Origin of the sequence: Solibacillus sp. FSL W7-1464, from assembly GCF_038004425.1 — a bacterium.
In the GTDB taxonomy this organism is placed as follows: Bacteria; Bacillota; Bacilli; order Bacillales_A; family Planococcaceae; genus Solibacillus.
This window is the reverse complement of record NZ_JBBORC010000002.1, coordinates 25,401-40,906: the sequence shown is the minus strand read 5'-3', so window position 1 is coordinate 40,906 and position 15,506 is coordinate 25,401. Positions and strand designations below refer to the sequence as shown.

Genomic DNA, 15,506 nt, shown 5'->3' with positions numbered 1-15,506 from the left:
TGTAAACGCTAAACTAGAGTTAACAGTTTTCCACAAATAGAAATCAACAGAATTCCCCAAATAAGATTAAACAGTTATCCAAAAACTATCATTCTTTCAATATACTTATATTAAGTTTATTGAAGGTGAGGAATTAGGAGTGAACAGGTTTATGAATTATATAGAGATCCACCGATTATATAAAGAGGGATTCTCAAAAAGTGCAATTGCAAAAAAGTTAAATATATCAAGAAATACAGTCATAGATTATTTGAATATGACGACTGAGGAATTTGAAGAGTTCATAAGTTCCTTACGGACTAGGGAGAAAAAATTGGATCAGTTTCATGATGAAATACTTGAATGGTTACGTGAACATCCTGATTTATCAGGAGCACAGGTTTATGATTGGTTGGAGGAGAAATTCAACTTTAAAGAGGTCGCTGAAAATACCGTTCGGAATTACTTAAATGAATTAAGAGATCGTTATCATATCCCGAAAGTTTTGACTCAACGTACATATGCCACTGTTCCAGAACTACCAATGGGAAAACAAATACAGGTAGACTTTGGTCAAACAGTGGTAAAGGATAAAGATGGTCATAATAAGCGTTTGTACTTCATTGCTTTTATACTTTCTCATTCAAGGTATAAATATGCGGAGTGGTTAGATCGTCCGTTTCGTACAGCTGATGTCATTCGAATGCATGAGAGTGCTTTCCATTATTTCGGGGGAATTTCTGAAGAAATTGTTTATGATCAGGATGCGTTATTAGCAGTAAGTGAAAATGCAGGTGATTTAATTATGACATCGGAATTTACCAAATACCATCAAACACGGCAATTTAATATATATCTTTGTAGAAAAAGCGACCCGGAGTCGAAAGGAAAAATCGAACAAGTCGTTAAGTTTATCAAAAATAACTTCAGTAAACATCGTGTATTTGGTAACATCACAGATTGGAATCAATCTTGTCATGCCTGGCTCAAACGAACAGGAAACTATAAGGTACATCATAATACGAAAAAGAGACCTTCTGAAGTGCACGCCCTCGAAAAGCAACACTTAAAGAAAGTCTCTGGTACCTATATTTTCGAGAATATTCTCGCTTCTAGTATAACAAGAAGTATACAAAAGGACAATGTCATTCGTTTTGGCGGAAATCGATATAGTGTACCAAAAGGTACATTCAGAGGAGATGCGCCTAATATTGCATATGTTCAAGAAGATGATGGTTGGTTAATTATTCGATTAAAGCAAACTGGCTCAATATTAGCAAAACATAAAATTTCTAGTGAACGAGGTCGTGTTATTTCTGACCCTTCCCATCGAGAATACGGAACATCTAAACGAGAATTATTAATCAAACAAATCGAAGATGTATTTTTAGATAAAGAAAATATTCAGTGGTTAATACATCAATTAAAAGAGCGATACCCTCGACATTTAACTGATCAATTAAAAGTACTTGAACAAGCAATAAAGGTTTACCCTAATCATTGTGATCAGGCATTAGAAGAGGTGAAAAAACTCAATATGACAAGTGCGAATGATTTTCGGGATATTGCCAACTCTCTATCTATACAGAGCCAAAAAGGCTCTCCTTCGGCTATTGAACTGAATCAGAAATATAAGGATTTGATTGCGCCAGAACGATCTGAAGATATTTATTTAAAAGTCTTAGCTGGAGGTAGAGATTAATATGACCCATCCTTTCGAATTATTACAAGACAAATGTCGCACCCTACGTCTGGCTGAGACAGCAAAAGAGTTGCCGAATCTAATGCGAGCAGCGGAATCAAAGAATTGGACTTATCATGAATTGATTCACGAAATCTTGAGTTACGAATTGAACTGTAGAGAGAAAAAGAATAATGAGAGATTAATGAAGTGGGCTGAGTTTCCAGAGAAGTTAACTTTTGAAGAATATAACTTGAATGAACAATCAGCAATAGGAGAAAAACAACTTAATGTTCTAAAAGAATTGAATTGGGTTGAAGAATATTTCACATTAATTATGATGGGCCCAACTGGAGCTGGTAAAACGCATTTGTCGATCGCTTTAGGAATACACGCCGTGGAGAAAGGATACCAAGTATCCTTTATCTCCATGAGCCAACTCATGTATGTTTTAAAAACAAAAGAATATACCAACAAGTCGAAAACTCGTTACAAGCGGATTATTACATCTGATTTGATTATCATTGATGACGTGATGTACATGACATACGAAGCTCAGGAAGCTAACTTATTCTTTCAATTTATCTATGATTTATATGATAAAGCTGCATTTATATTGACATCAAACAAAGGTCCAGGAGAATGGGGGAAGTTTTTAGGAGACCCAACATTAACAACCGCTATTTTGGATCGCTTACTTCATCGAAGTGAGATTATCACATTTGACAAAGAGGCAGATAGTATTCGAATGAAATATAGAAAGGCTTTATTCCAACATCAAACTGTTGAAACTTAATTGGTGAAAACTGTTGAAACTTACTTGTGAAAAACTGTTTAATTCTACTTGACGGTTACAGTAGTATACGTTAAAATTAATGTTTTCTTTTCCAAATCTAATTTATCTATTATTAAAGTAGTTTTTCCAGAACCAGCTACAGCATTAATTACTTTTTTATTAATCATTCACTAATCCACCCTATTGCCGCTTTAATATATTCTGGAATGTTGAAATGGTTTATTGAATAATCTTGTGATTCTTCTACTAATAAACAAAGTAATCGAAAAGCTGCTTCTGCTTTATTGTTTAACATATAGTTTAAAACACCATTAGACATCTGTGGCTTTGCTATATATGTCTCAATATATTCTAAGTTGTTATTGTATAAGCAAACTTCAAATGTATGATTTAAATTATCTTCGTCAGCAAAAACTTTGATCCTATCATTTTGATAATCAACGTAACTTTTCTCAATATTTCCATCATAATTATGATCATTATCTGTAATAACTGCTACTTTTTTATTTAATAAATTAGCAATTTCCAAATATCTTTTAAATGTTTTTCCACCACAAGAAATTATGGTTATATCTTTTTTATAAGATTCTTCACCAACTAAATGCTTGAAAAATTCATTTAATAATATGTATTCTGCATCACCCTCCACTAATATTACCTTTTTCGCTAAAATAAAATTTAATACATTATTGTCTGGCGCTTTTTCAAAAAACTTTGCGGTTTCTGCTTTTAAATCATGTAATTTAGTTACCTTACTATCTTCACTTATAAATATGGCGTTTTGTAAATCCAATCTAGACGTGATCATATTACTATGTGTAGCAATAAATGTTTGCTTTTGAATACCCGTTGAAATAATTTTATCTATTAGTTTATGCATATTCACATGACTTAAGTGATTCTCTGGTTCTTCAATTAGAACTATGTCGTTTTTATTAGAATTATTGGAGAGTAAAAAATCGGTGTTAATAAATATTTTTTCTCCTTGTCCAAAATTTTCAATTTGAATACCTGCTTTTTCAATTGTTATATGTTCTTGGAACATGTTTCCTTGAGATGTATTTAATTTAATCTTTAAATCATTTATCTTAGGTAATGAAAAATCCGAATACAGTTTATCTGAAAATTTTTGTGCATTATCTCTATAGCTATTATTAATTTTAAAACGAGTAGCTCTATCTGTATTCCCTTCATATACCTTATTAATATAGTCTTTCATAGCAAAAGTGGAATTTACTTTTGAGCTATCTAAATACGAATGATTTATATAACTCGCGTATTTTCGGTAGCTATTATATTGTTTGTCAGCAAAAGTTCGAAAATCAACTGAGTAATACTCAAATGGAAAAATATTTGTTTGTTTTAAAGATTCATTGATAACATCTGAGTATTCATCGTTAGGCTGAATAACCATTTTTAAACCGTTTAATTCCCTTCCTAACGAATTATTTTTTCCGTTAATATCAAAATTTCCAATATCATCATCTAGGAAAATTTCGACTTCTACAAAAGGGAGATCTTCATACTTTTTGGTTCCATTCATATACTTTTCTACTACTTCTATATTAAATAATTTTTGTAATCCTATTTTTTCTATCATAGAAAAACTTCCACTTAAGACAGCTGAAATAGCTAATAAAATTGAAGACTTTCCTACCCCATTTTCTCCAATTAAAATGTTTCTATTTTTTTGAAAATCTATTGTAATGTCTTTGAACTTTTTAAAGTTATGTAATTTCACAGATTTTATCATTATGTCACCCCTTTTTTAACCATATTTTAGCATACAGATTATTTAAATACATAATATGTTAATTTTAAAAGTAGAAATTTGCAAAGAAGATTTTTGCAAAGTATCTTTTTATAAGTTATACTTTAGTTATTAAATGATAAGTTCGAAAATATATATCTATGAGGAGATGATGAAATGGCGATAACAATCGTAGTAGGGAACTTTAAAGGTGGCGTGGGTAAGACAAAAGTGTCGGTTATGGCGAGCTGGGAGCTAGCAATGGCACGTGGGAAAAAGGTACTTTTAGTCGATATGGACCCGCAAGGAAATGCGAGTACATTAATTGCACGTTCAACAGGTGTAACAGAAATTAACACAAGTATTTTTGAAGGGTTCCAGAACGGCTCATTAAAAGAGTGCATCGTAGAAGTGACGGATAACCTGCATATGATTCCGGCACAAGTATCGTTCAAAAACTTCCCGAAATTTTTATATGCCAATGTAAAAGAAGAAATCGACCAAGTTTCGTATTTAAAGAAGCTACTCGATCCGGTTCGTGATGAGTACGACTACATCTTCATTGACGTACCACCAACAATTAGCGACTTCTCGGATAATGCGATGATGGCTGCAGATTACGTTTTAATTATCCTGCAAGCTCAGGAGCTATCGCTTGAAGGTGCTGAAACGTACGTAAAATACTTGCAATTCATGGCCGACAATTATGATGCAGATATTCAAGTAGCTGGCGTTTTACCAGTATTACTTCGTCCAGGTGGTCGCGTAGATATGTCGACAATCGAACGTGCGAAAGAAATGTTCGGTGAGGACAACGTGATGGAAAATGTCATCAAACACTTAGAACGCTTAAAAGCTTGGGACGTAACAGGAATTACAGACAACGATATGCACGACCGCAAAGCACACCAAGTGTTCCTAGACGTAATTGATGAGCTTGAGGAGAAATTAGCTCAGTTTGAGGAGGCTGGTAAGTATGAGTAATGAAAAAGGCGGTTTAATTAAGAAAAAGAAAAAGCCGACAATCATGCAGCCTTCAATTCCAGTAAAGAAAAATGATATGGATTTCGGCTACTCTGCCCCTGTAAAACAGGACGAGCCAGTAGCAGCCGTTGAAACACCTACTCCTGTGGTTGTTGAAAAAGAAGTAACAAAAATTGAGCCAGCTCAGCCACGTAAAAAGCTTGGCGTTGGGAAATCTAACAGCACAAAAAGTTTAAAGGTTCCTACTGTCATTCACAGTGAAATCAATTTACTTGGTTCATTTATGGACGAAGGGAAAACGTACGTGATTTTGCAAAAGCTGATTGATAGTTATGTGAAGAACGAGCTAACGGATCGCCAGCAGCGTCAGTTTGAGTTTATGGTTGAAGCGTTTCATGAAGAGAAATAATTATTATATTTTAAAATAATTTCAAAATTCAAAAAAACCGTTCCTTTTATGGTAAAATATACATATATAGGAACGGAGTGATAAAATGACCATTAATACTTTATATTTCAATATTTATGGAGACAATATTGTAGAATGTTCTCGTGCTTTTGAATATATTTTAAAAGGATTTTATTTGGCAAATATAACTTTAACTAAACAGTATAATATTGAAAATATTTCTGCGCCACGATTCTGTATCTTAACTGATACATCTCAATATATTTTCACCTTCATTCCTGGAACTAGTGCTGCTAGATGGGATAAAGATATTTACACTGAGTTTGTTTTAAATAATGGCGGTCCATTAAAAGAAGGCGCAGATGCAATAATTACAAGAGTTTATGGTAAAGATGATGAGGAAATTTTAACTTCTATGGAATTCAGTGCAGCACTCCCTGCTGGAAATAACACATGGCAAAGAAGTGGTAGAGCATATTCATTGTCAGCCGCAGGAATCCCATATTTTTATATAGTTCATTTAGGCGGAAAAGAGTTCAAAAAAGGTAAAGAGAGATCCCTAGATAAATTCTCTACGCGGTTACCTAACCCAGCATTATCCTTGTCATTTACGTTAAATACAATAAATATGGCTGCACCTTCCCTAATTGTATATGATAATGCACCTGAAGCAGATTCAACTATCCAAAATTATTATTCAGACTGCTATGGTATTGAAGATTTTAGTTTATACCTCTATAAATTAATAACAGAACAAAATTACGATAAAGAATTACAAAATATTTATAAAAAAAATATACTGTTTTTAAAGTTAAGAAGTCACGATGAAAACGGTAAAAATTTCACATCTAATGATTATACATACGTTTTTCAACATGAAAATCCATATAGTGGACTTGCTCAAGTAATAAAAGAACGTAAAATACCTTGGAAAAAGAAAATGGCTGCTAAAACTTTTGAGAATTTTTCCTTAAAGCATCGTACTCCTATATTTAGATTAATCGAATTTTTAAGTGATTACTCGTATGGCATAGCTTCTAAAGATTCTCTTCCTCTAACTTTTGTTCCTGCTGAAAATAGACAAGAAGTTGCTGATTTTATTTGCCAAGAACTATATCCGAATAAAATTAGTAAAGACTTTATCAGTTGGATTTACAAAGAAGAAGATTTGGTGATTTGTACTATAAATGGATTTAAACCTAGAGGAGATGATTCCCGACCCGATCGAGGTTTACCACCCTTCGCAAAGATGTTAGCTAATACGGATATTTTAACTTTAATATTTGGCCCTGCTTTACCTATTCAGTGGCAACAATTAGATTCAAAGCCGGAGCACTTAAATAAAACTAACGGCTTATGGCAATCCATTTTTGCTTTTTCTGATGCAATTTTAGTTGAATCATCTACCCGAGATAATGAACACTTTAAGTATAATACTTACTTAAAGGAACATTGGTTCACTTCTAAAAAGAAGAAAAAAAATACAACTCCAATATCTTACTTCCCTAAGATTGTAGGAGAACATGATGTTGATACGTCGCTACATATACTTTTTGCATATATCGGTAATCATTTTGAAAGTGTATGCAACCCTCCAGGCGGAGACTGGAGTGGAGTATCTCTTTTAAAGAATAACTTAGAATATCGATGGACATCCATGAATAGGGTATCAGAAGAAGGCACAAAGCGACCTGATCACATTTATCAATTACTATACAATTCTATAGACACCTTATTATTAATAGAATCTAAAGGTATTAAAAATGATTTAATGAAATCTCAAGAAGCTAATGTCGGAATTGGTATGATAAATTATTTAAAAAACTTGATGAACCGTGATTATACCGCAATTAGAGATGCAAATGGATGGAAAAATATTCACGGCCAAATGACTATTGATGATTTCCAAGTATTTAGTGCTGTAGCTTATCTATTTACTAACGATTTCAACGTAGAATATTCTTCATCTCCGACTTTATTCCAGCATTCAAATTCGCAGCTAATTTTTGCTTTAGAAATTAAAAAAACAGTTTCAGTAATGCACATCTTCACAGCCAATATGGCTGCATATAAATTTGCAGAATTTTTATTTGAAACAATGGACAACTCACACTTACCTCTTAAAATTTATAAACCAATATAAAAGAATCACCTAGATAACGCTTGCTATCTAGGTGATTCTTTACTTATTTATTTTCCAAACCCCTCTTTGCCCTCCTCTTAAAAGAATATTTTCCTTCCTCAAAGACTCAACAGCAGCTTGTACTTTTACTTTGAATTTAGATTTAGTATATCCCTTTTTATCTATATAAAGCTCATTTAAAACATTTTCTGATAAATCCATTCGTTGAATCAATAAAATATAAGCTTCTTTAGATGAAATTTTCCCATCTTCTTGTTCGCTTAATATTATTTTCAAATGATTTTTAATAGCTTCTCTATTCATTCAAATAACTTCCTTAGAAATTTTTATATAATGTTTCTAACACTTCTTCGTTAGTACCGTTTAATACTTGATTTAAAGTAGATTTACCATTCGATAAAAACTGTTTATTTTTATATAAATCTTCTGGTACTGGATATTCTAAATCTGTTTCGCCACGTTTCCCGTCAAAAGATAACATCCATTTTACACCTTTAGAATTCAATTTATCTAACTCTAAAAATAAACTTTCTACATCTAAATCTGCAATGTAACGGTTATTACTTCCAGCATAAGGTGGATCTAAATAAATTAAATCCCCAGTCTTAGCCTGATCTAGAACGTCTCTGTAATCTAAATTTGTAAATTGGAATTTTTGAAGTTTTAAATGCCATTTCTCCACTATAGACTCAAAATTACTTGGCTTCATACCTCTTCTTGATAAATGAATAGAATTGTTAAACTCCCCCTCTTTATTAAATCGAACAATTCCATTTACACATGTACGAGTAAGGAAGGCTAAATCTATGCCGTTAGGATTGGAATTGAATCTATCTCTCACATTGTAAAAATGATTAGGGAAATCTTCTTGTAATAACATCCATTCTCTTTCATACAATTCTATAAGTTCATTCGGTTGATTTTGTACTAACTGCCAAAAATCTATTAATGGTGCATATAAATCATTCGCCCAGACATTATTTACTTTATCTGCTGCTAAATAAGAGACTGCTCCTCCTCCAAAGAAAGGCTCAATATAGCGATTCATTCCCATAGGGATTTCTTGAACTATATGGCTTGCTTGTTTTCTTTTACTACCAGTCCATTTTAAAATTGCTGGAATGGGTTCTAATTTAACATTGTTCTTTTTTTTTTCAGCATTTGACTCTGAATCATTTTGTGAATTTTTTTTAGGTCTACCTCTTTTTTTCTTTATTGGAGTAATCTCCTCATTTGTAAAACCTAAACTTAGACTAATTTGTTCAGTACTTTCATTTTGAATTAAAGATTCTTCAACACTACTTTCTTTTAGATCAACTGATTCAATATTATTTTTTTTACTACCTTTACTAACTAATTCTTTTGACTCTATCAGTTCGATTTTACCTTTTTTCGTATTAAGTAACCTCGTATTACTTAAATTTACATATTCTTCTTCTAATTCAAAAGCAATATAATCTAGTCCTAATTTTTTAGCTACTACACACTCTGTACCTGCCCCACAGAAAGGAGTTAAAAGAACATCTCCTTCTTTAGCTGATAATCTTATTATTCTATCAATCACTTTTTCTACTTTTTGAGTAGGATGTTTACCAAATAACAATTCCTCTTTCTTTTTATTATTCGGAATATCCCAAACTGTTCTCATTTGCTTCAAAGGTTGTTTAATCAAGTCGCTATCATAATCATGATTTTTAGACATTTCATAATTAAAATAATAATCTCTATTCTTCGCAGATCCCGTATGTGCCCATAATATTGTTTCATGACTAGCTGTCAATCTACGACCTGACAAATTTGGGAAACTGTTTCTCTTGAACCAAATAACTTCATTTATAATCTCTATTTCTAAAATTTGCATGGCAAAATTGATTATACCTATATTATGATACGTTCCAAATACCCAAAGTGATCCTGTTGGTTTTAAAACCCTTTTCGCTTCACTCAACCAATTAAGAGTAAATGTAAAATAATCAGATAACGGCATGTCATCCCAATTTTGCATTACTTTATCCCATTTGCCTCCAAAACCTTTTAAATCACCTTCATTTTTCCAACTCCAATTACCCCCCTTGCTAAGATTATAGGGTGGATCTGCCACAATAATATCTATTGAATTATCTTCTAATAATTTCATTCCTTCGATGCAATCCATCATATATACTTCATTTTTATTTAACATTTAGTAATAACTCCTCATTTAAAAATAAAACTTTTTTATCTAAGTAATCTTAACATTAATTAGGCAACATTTAATACAAGTTAATATAGTAATAGAATTTATAAATATCCATCAACATCATCTGTCTTCAACTTAATATAATGTTCCATAATCGTCTGATGTGATTTATGGCCAGATTGCTTTGCGATAGTTGGTATATCGGCACCTTTTTGATACATCGCCGTAATTTGTGTTTTACGAAACGTGTACGGCGCAAAGCCTAGCCAGCTTTGAATGGCTTGGTTGTAGCTCACTTCACTAATTTGTCGACTCGTATGATTACCCCATTTATCCGCTGCGCCAACAAAATAATCGTTCATTTGCAAGGCACACGCGGCGATATACTTTCGAATCGCCTGCACGCACTCTAGCGTCAGGCGTTTTTCTTTCATTTCACCTTGCTTCACCATCATCACCTGCACCGTGCGATTGTCTAAATCAAAATCACTCACTTTTAGGCGCACCATTTCAGATGGACGATTGGCTGTAATAAGGTTCACTAAACAAATCGCACGTTTGCGAATATCGCTTTTTTTTTCCGTATCATAACGATCAATAAGACGTAGCACATCGCTTTGCTTTTCAGCACTCTTCCCCCGCATGGGCTTTAAGCGCAAATATTCCTCTTGATTATATAAACTACGTAATAATTTGATACTAGTATCGTGCTCTGAGGTAAATTGAAATCCATATTCATGCACTAACCAGTACTTCACACCGGCTAAGCGTCGATTAAATGTCGACAACCGAACTTGCTGCTGTGTAATTAAATGATGGAGATATAACTCTAACGAGTCAAAATCTAACTTTAATAAATGTTCATCGCAAAACACCTGGAACTGTTTAATGTCAGATTGATATTGTGCCAGCTTCTGTTGTTGGATTTTCTGCAGAGTCTCATCTTTTTGCTTCGTCATTTTATATTGCTGCAAAGAGAACAATGTTTCTTCCATTCAAATATCCTCCTCTCATAAAAAAGTTGACTTCTGTACACGAACTGACGTTTGTTTTATTATAACATAATCAACCTTAAATAACGATTATTTTTTAAGGTTGAAAGAAAGGAAATGCCTGAGATATTATTAGTCAAACTTCTTTCTGAAATGTAAAATATAGGTACCACAAATTGAAAGGTTTGATTTTTATTTTATCATTTTTAGAAAATGAAATGATTGCAATCTTAGCAGTTCTAGGAATTATTGTGCCTGCTTTATTTGCGCTTTTTAGCGTAAATAATTACACTGCCTTTGATCGTAAATTAGTCCCTCGTAATAAAAGTTCTATCATTTATATTAAACAGTTAATTGGGACATTTCTTTATATCATCCCATTAATTATTGTATCAGCCTATTACTTTGCTTTTCTCGGCTACAAATATATTGGATTTACTGCGATTTATTCATTTATCTATCTAATATTCGCAATCTATTTGATGAGCAAAGTTATCTCACTTTGGAAATGGTGTACAAAACATATAGTGATTCTACCGCCATACCCAAAATTATTTAGCCTGAATGAAAAATATAAAATACATTTGACCATCCTGTTTACATACGCAATTTTAACTACTCTTGCAATAGGTCATTTAAAAACAAAAACAGTTGCGATTCTAACAACTGAATTTCTAATACAAGCACTTATATTTTCAGTTGTTGATTTTATAATTTGTCTTGTAATCTTATTACCATTATTCAGTCGTAGCAATTCTGTAGATTACAAGTTAATCTATGACCATGAACTAATTGATTCTGCTTCATTAAAAACAATTACCGAGGATCAACCTTTAATTTTGGAATATTACTTGAATGAAACCACTTCTGTCTATAAGACCGAGAATTTAAAATATCGCATAATACGCTATTCTAATGGTAATGAACCGGTTCACTATACTGTTTATGAACTACTAGAAAAACAAGAAACATAGAAATGTCTAAAATTCATAAATAAAGAGGTAAATAGAATAATATAGAGAATACTAATTTAATAAGGTTAACCAGTTAACCCTTAATATATCAATACTTTTTAGTTAACTCGGAGGGATTCAAATGGCAGATAAAACATTTGGTTTTAAAGTAAGCGATGAAGATTATGAACGTGCAAAGCTCTTAATTGAAACAAGTGGACTTTCATCAAAAGAATGGTTCCAAAATGCTCTAGCTAATTATGAAGTTAAAACACTTCAAACAAATGCTCCTGAATACTCTCGGAACTTAACGGAACTTGAACTTCATACTACACGTATTTATGAATTAGTAGTAGGCATGGTGCAACAGTCTATTTATTTTAAGGATCATGCTGTACGTGAAGTTTCAGAGCAACTTGAAAAGAAAGAACAACTAATGCTAGAGCTTCAAGAAAAATTACAGCAAACAAAGCAAACTGTTCAGACCCTTCAAGCGGAAAAACAAGAACTTACGGCAGTTCAAGCAGAGCAGGCAAAACAGTTAGAGGAGGGTCGCCTTTCAACAGAAAACAGCCAACTCCTTATCGCAGAGTATAAAGAAAAAAACGATTCGTTAACAGGACTTGTTGCAAAATATCAAGGTTACGCTGAGGAAAATGAAAAAATAAAGATTGCCTTCACAGAGGAAAAAGAGGCACTACTGCGTACGGCAGCTACTGAAAAGCAAGCACTTGAAAAGGCGCTAGCTGCTGCTACAAATGAAGCAAAGGCCAATGCCGACCAAGTAACAGCACTTGAAAAAGCACTAGCTGACGAAAAGGCAAAATCTGAGCAAGCCACTGCCCTGCTCCAAGAACGTCATGAACTTGCATTAGAACGTGCCATCGTGAAGGCTGAGCGCGAATATCAGGAGAAACTACAAACCCAGCTCGATACATATAACGCTCGTATCACCGAGTTACAGGCTGAAAATGATCGTATTCGTGGTACTTATGAAAGTCGTTTAGAAGAGCTTTTGAAAAATAACGGCAATAAGAAATAACTTAGGAGGAGTCACATATGAAGTCAACTGGCATCGTACGAAAAGTTGATGAACTAGGGCGTATTGTCATCCCCATGGAGTTAAGAAGAACGCTTGAAATCAATGAGAAGGACCCTGTTGAGATTTTTATCGAGGGTGAGGAAATCATTTTGCGTAAATACGAGCCACAAGCAGCTTGCATCGTGACAGAAGAAATTACATCAGAAAACTTTACGCTATTCAATAACATCACCCTCTCGCCAAAGGGTGCCGAAATACTGCTAGATACTTTACAAAGAAAATAACCTTCAATACAGAAATAAGCAGGTGAAGCCATAACTGTAGCTTCATCTGCTTTCTCATTTGAAAATCTTTCCGAATAAGATATGCATCAAATAAATTTATTTAAAAAGGAGTGTATATTTAGATGGATACGACTGAAATGCTAACTGAATTACAGAGCAGTCATTACAACATTTATAATGAGGCTTTAACAAGCAAAATACAATTATCTAAATTAGACTCAACTCTAGTTTTTTTATCGAGTAATGCTTTTTACGACTTGGATTCTCTAATTTTGTTAACTAATAACAACAAAATACATGGTACTTATAGTCTGTGTAGAAATATCTTAGAGAAACTAATATACATGAAATATATTTTAGAAGAAAATTCTTTAAATAGAGCAAAGGATTTTCAATTAGCTAATTTCAAATTAAGATTGAATATTTACGAAAAAGCAAAGAAATTGTATCACGATTTAAAATCTCTCTACACCCCAGAAGAAAATAAAGAGATGAAAATAAAATATAAACACCAAAAATTCTACGCATCAAAAGATAAATATAAATGGTACGGAGGAAAAGGAATAAACAGTATTTCGGGACTCTTTAGTTATTACAATGAAAATGAATTTGGCTACTTCTACATGAAATATAGCGGTGAAGTCCATAGTAATGACGCTATATCAAAGTTTTTAGAAACTGGGGGAAACTTTCAAACGAATGAACAACACGATAATACCGAGGTGATTTATGTAGCAATAAAAGCCTTTTGTGATATTTTAAACTTATTAGTAAAACATTATAATTTAGACGATCAATTTACGTCGTTTAATATTTCTACAGATTTTACAATTAAAATCTAATTCCCCTATAAATAGTGCTATTTTCAGCATCCTAATAATCAACCCACCTAACAAAAGTAGAAATTTCTACTTTTGTTAGGTGGAATTTTTAATTATCCAAAATACATCTAAATAAAAATAGCTGCTCCTCCGTCAAATTCAGTTCTCGTTTAATATCAGCTAATTTTCTTTCCCTTTCAATATGTGCCATGAGTTCATTTGGATTCCGTACCAAATCTTCAACAGTCACACCATAAAGTAAAGCCAGCTTAATCAATTTTGCTAATGGTGGAATCGACCTTCCTATTTCATAGTAACCGTATGCTGATGATGTTAAATTTAAAAAGTCTGCTACTTCAAATGTTTTGAAACCACAGTATATCCGTAGATTTTTCAAATTTTCAGCGAGATAATCTTTACTAAACGCTTCGTACTCCATTGTCGTCACATCCTCTATATAATGTCGCCTTGCACGCAAGGCGACGCGATTTTTTGCTTATAATACCTTTCCCTATCTCATGTTAATTGAAAAGAGACGTACGATGTGTACGCCTCTCTTGTTTTACATATAACCTTTTTCTTTTAATGAAATAAAATTATTTTCGCCAACAATCAAATGGTCGAGAAGTTCCACACCTAACAGCTCCCCTGCCTGCTTTAAACGCTCGGTAACATCAATGTCCTCTGGGCTTGGTGTACAATTTTGGCTGGGGTGGTTATGTGCGACAATTATACTACCTGCATTTTGTAAGAATGCTGTTTTAAATACTTCACGTGGTGTTACGATGCTCGCATTTAGTGAACCTATATGACAACGGTGTAAAGATTGAATTTGATTTTTCGTTGATAAACAAGCGACTAAAAAGATTTCTCTATCCTCGTCCCCAATAAATTTCATGGCAATATTAGCAAAGTCTTGAGGGCTACGAACTGTATAATCTGTAAGGTTTTCCGACAAATATTTCTTTGGCAGTTTACGACGCTCGGCTTTAATTTTCACAATCTCATAAATCGGTTGCAGTGTGTCATTTTTAGGATTTGTCATGATGTTTCCTCCTTAGATTTTTTATTCTACAATCCCTTTGGCATAAGCAATTGCATTGGTAAAACCTCTCACATAGGACTGGTTCATCTCACCATCTTTGAAAATCGTAAACATATCTGTTGGAGCATCTTCTTGCCAATGTCCCATCACTTTGACAACTTCAATAAAATGTGTGGAACGACTACTCGTAACGTGCCAAATACCATTCGTCCAATGGTCTACTCGAATCATTTGAAGTCCCTCCTTAGATTTTTTTGATTGCTTTAGCCGCAATCACGAAGTCGGAAGGCTGAATTTTTTCCGATTTCTTGGCTATGCCATGCAGCTATTTGCAGCAATCAAAAAGCAAGGAATTGCCCCAGCAATAGCTCAAAAATTTTTGTAGCGGTAGCGTTTTAAGCAAAAAATTTTGACGGTCCTTGCTTTTTGAGGTGAAACTCGGATAGCA

Annotated in this window: 17 protein-coding genes; 9 read left to right on the top strand and 8 right to left on the bottom strand. The window is 33.2% G+C overall.

The genetic code is table 11. The features are described 5' to 3' along the window. The first annotated feature begins 151 nt into the window (after window positions 1-151). Together istA and istB are read left to right on the top strand one after the other, a co-directional pair. Entirely contained in the window at window positions 152-1,681 is a 1,530-nt protein-coding gene (gene istA, locus MKZ25_RS19830) for an IS21 family transposase (RefSeq protein ID WP_340800555.1), read from the top strand. A 1-nt stretch (window position 1,682) separates the two neighbouring features. Next, window positions 1,683-2,456, top strand: coding sequence for an IS21-like element helper ATPase IstB (istB, locus tag MKZ25_RS19825; RefSeq protein ID WP_340800556.1), 774 nt, complete (start codon window positions 1,683-1,685; stop codon window positions 2,454-2,456). A 44-nt stretch (window positions 2,457-2,500) separates the two neighbouring features. Here the strand turns inward: istB and MKZ25_RS19820 are convergent, their stop codons facing one another. Then, window positions 2,501-2,623, bottom strand: a complete 123-nt coding sequence (locus MKZ25_RS19820; protein ID WP_340803106.1) for a hypothetical protein — start codon at window positions 2,621-2,623, stop codon at window positions 2,501-2,503. Beyond that, window positions 2,620-4,209, bottom strand: coding sequence for an ATP-dependent nuclease (locus MKZ25_RS19815; RefSeq protein WP_340803105.1), 1,590 nt, complete (start codon window positions 4,207-4,209; stop codon window positions 2,620-2,622). The genes MKZ25_RS19820 and MKZ25_RS19815 overlap by 4 nt, the downstream gene beginning before the upstream one ends. A 174-nt stretch (window positions 4,210-4,383) precedes the next feature. On the opposite strand from MKZ25_RS19815, the gene MKZ25_RS19810 reads away from it, so the two are divergent. The 3 genes from MKZ25_RS19810 (at window position 4,384) to MKZ25_RS19800 (ending at window position 7,742) form a co-directional block, all read left to right on the top strand. Next, window positions 4,384-5,190: an AAA family ATPase gene (locus MKZ25_RS19810; protein ID WP_340803104.1), complete on the top strand. Its 807-nt coding sequence runs from the start codon at window positions 4,384-4,386 to the stop codon at window positions 5,188-5,190. Then, on the top strand, window positions 5,183-5,599 hold the full coding sequence (locus tag MKZ25_RS19805) for a hypothetical protein (RefSeq protein ID WP_340803102.1): 417 nt from the start codon (window positions 5,183-5,185) through the stop codon (window positions 5,597-5,599). Before MKZ25_RS19810 ends, MKZ25_RS19805 begins: the two co-directional genes overlap by 8 nt. Window positions 5,600-5,684: 85 nt before the next feature. Next, the gene (locus tag MKZ25_RS19800) at window positions 5,685-7,742 is read left to right on the top strand and encodes a hypothetical protein (RefSeq protein ID WP_340803101.1); all 2,058 of its coding nucleotides are present in this window, start codon (window positions 5,685-5,687) and stop codon (window positions 7,740-7,742) included. Window positions 7,743-7,781: 39 nt separating this feature from the next. Here MKZ25_RS19800 and MKZ25_RS19795 read toward each other — a convergent pair whose 3' ends face one another. The 3 genes from MKZ25_RS19795 to MKZ25_RS19785 all read right to left on the bottom strand — a co-directional run bounded on the left by MKZ25_RS19795 (window position 7,782) and on the right by MKZ25_RS19785 (window position 10,916). Further along, on the bottom strand, window positions 7,782-8,045 hold the full coding sequence (locus MKZ25_RS19795) for a hypothetical protein (protein WP_340803100.1): 264 nt from the start codon (window positions 8,043-8,045) through the stop codon (window positions 7,782-7,784). 13 nt (window positions 8,046-8,058) lie between these two features. Further along, window positions 8,059-9,924, bottom strand: coding sequence for a Dam family site-specific DNA-(adenine-N6)-methyltransferase (locus MKZ25_RS19790; RefSeq protein WP_340803099.1), 1,866 nt, complete (start codon window positions 9,922-9,924; stop codon window positions 8,059-8,061). A 98-nt stretch (window positions 9,925-10,022) separates the two neighbouring features. Further along, window positions 10,023-10,916: a tyrosine-type recombinase/integrase gene (locus MKZ25_RS19785; protein ID WP_340803098.1), complete on the bottom strand. Its 894-nt coding sequence runs from the start codon at window positions 10,914-10,916 to the stop codon at window positions 10,023-10,025. Window positions 10,917-11,089: 173 nt separating this feature from the next. Here MKZ25_RS19785 and MKZ25_RS19780 point away from each other — a divergent pair, with 173 nt between their 5' ends. From MKZ25_RS19780 to MKZ25_RS19765, 4 genes are all read left to right on the top strand, one after another. Beyond that, window positions 11,090-11,887 carry a hypothetical protein gene (locus MKZ25_RS19780; protein ID WP_340803097.1) on the top strand — a complete coding sequence of 266 codons (798 nt, stop codon included), beginning with the start codon at window positions 11,090-11,092 and terminating at the stop codon, window positions 11,885-11,887. 121 nt (window positions 11,888-12,008) lie between these two features. Further along, entirely contained in the window at window positions 12,009-12,908 is a 900-nt protein-coding gene (locus MKZ25_RS19775; RefSeq protein ID WP_340803096.1) for a hypothetical protein, read from the top strand. A gap of 17 nt (window positions 12,909-12,925) precedes the next feature. After that, window positions 12,926-13,192 (top strand): AbrB/MazE/SpoVT family DNA-binding domain-containing protein, encoded by a 267-nt coding sequence (locus MKZ25_RS19770; protein WP_340803094.1) that lies wholly within the window; start codon window positions 12,926-12,928, stop codon window positions 13,190-13,192. Between the two features lie 122 nt (window positions 13,193-13,314). Beyond that, complete coding sequence (locus MKZ25_RS19765) at window positions 13,315-14,034, top strand: DUF5677 domain-containing protein (RefSeq protein ID WP_340803093.1); 720 nt, start codon at window positions 13,315-13,317, stop codon at window positions 14,032-14,034. Window positions 14,035-14,122: 88 nt separating this feature from the next. Here the strand turns inward: MKZ25_RS19765 and MKZ25_RS19760 are convergent, their stop codons facing one another. The 3 genes from MKZ25_RS19760 to MKZ25_RS19750 form a co-directional block, all read right to left on the bottom strand. Further along, window positions 14,123-14,452 carry a helix-turn-helix domain-containing protein gene (locus tag MKZ25_RS19760; RefSeq protein ID WP_340803092.1) on the bottom strand — a complete coding sequence of 110 codons (330 nt, stop codon included), beginning with the start codon at window positions 14,450-14,452 and terminating at the stop codon, window positions 14,123-14,125. A gap of 123 nt (window positions 14,453-14,575) precedes the next feature. Next, a complete protein-coding gene (gene radC / locus MKZ25_RS19755) occupies window positions 14,576-15,058 on the bottom strand; it encodes a RadC family protein (protein WP_340803091.1) in 483 nt (160 codons plus the stop codon). 21 nt (window positions 15,059-15,079) lie between these two features. After that, window positions 15,080-15,289, bottom strand: a complete 210-nt coding sequence (locus MKZ25_RS19750; RefSeq protein ID WP_340803090.1) for a hypothetical protein — start codon at window positions 15,287-15,289, stop codon at window positions 15,080-15,082. Window positions 15,290-15,506 lie beyond the last annotated feature (217 nt).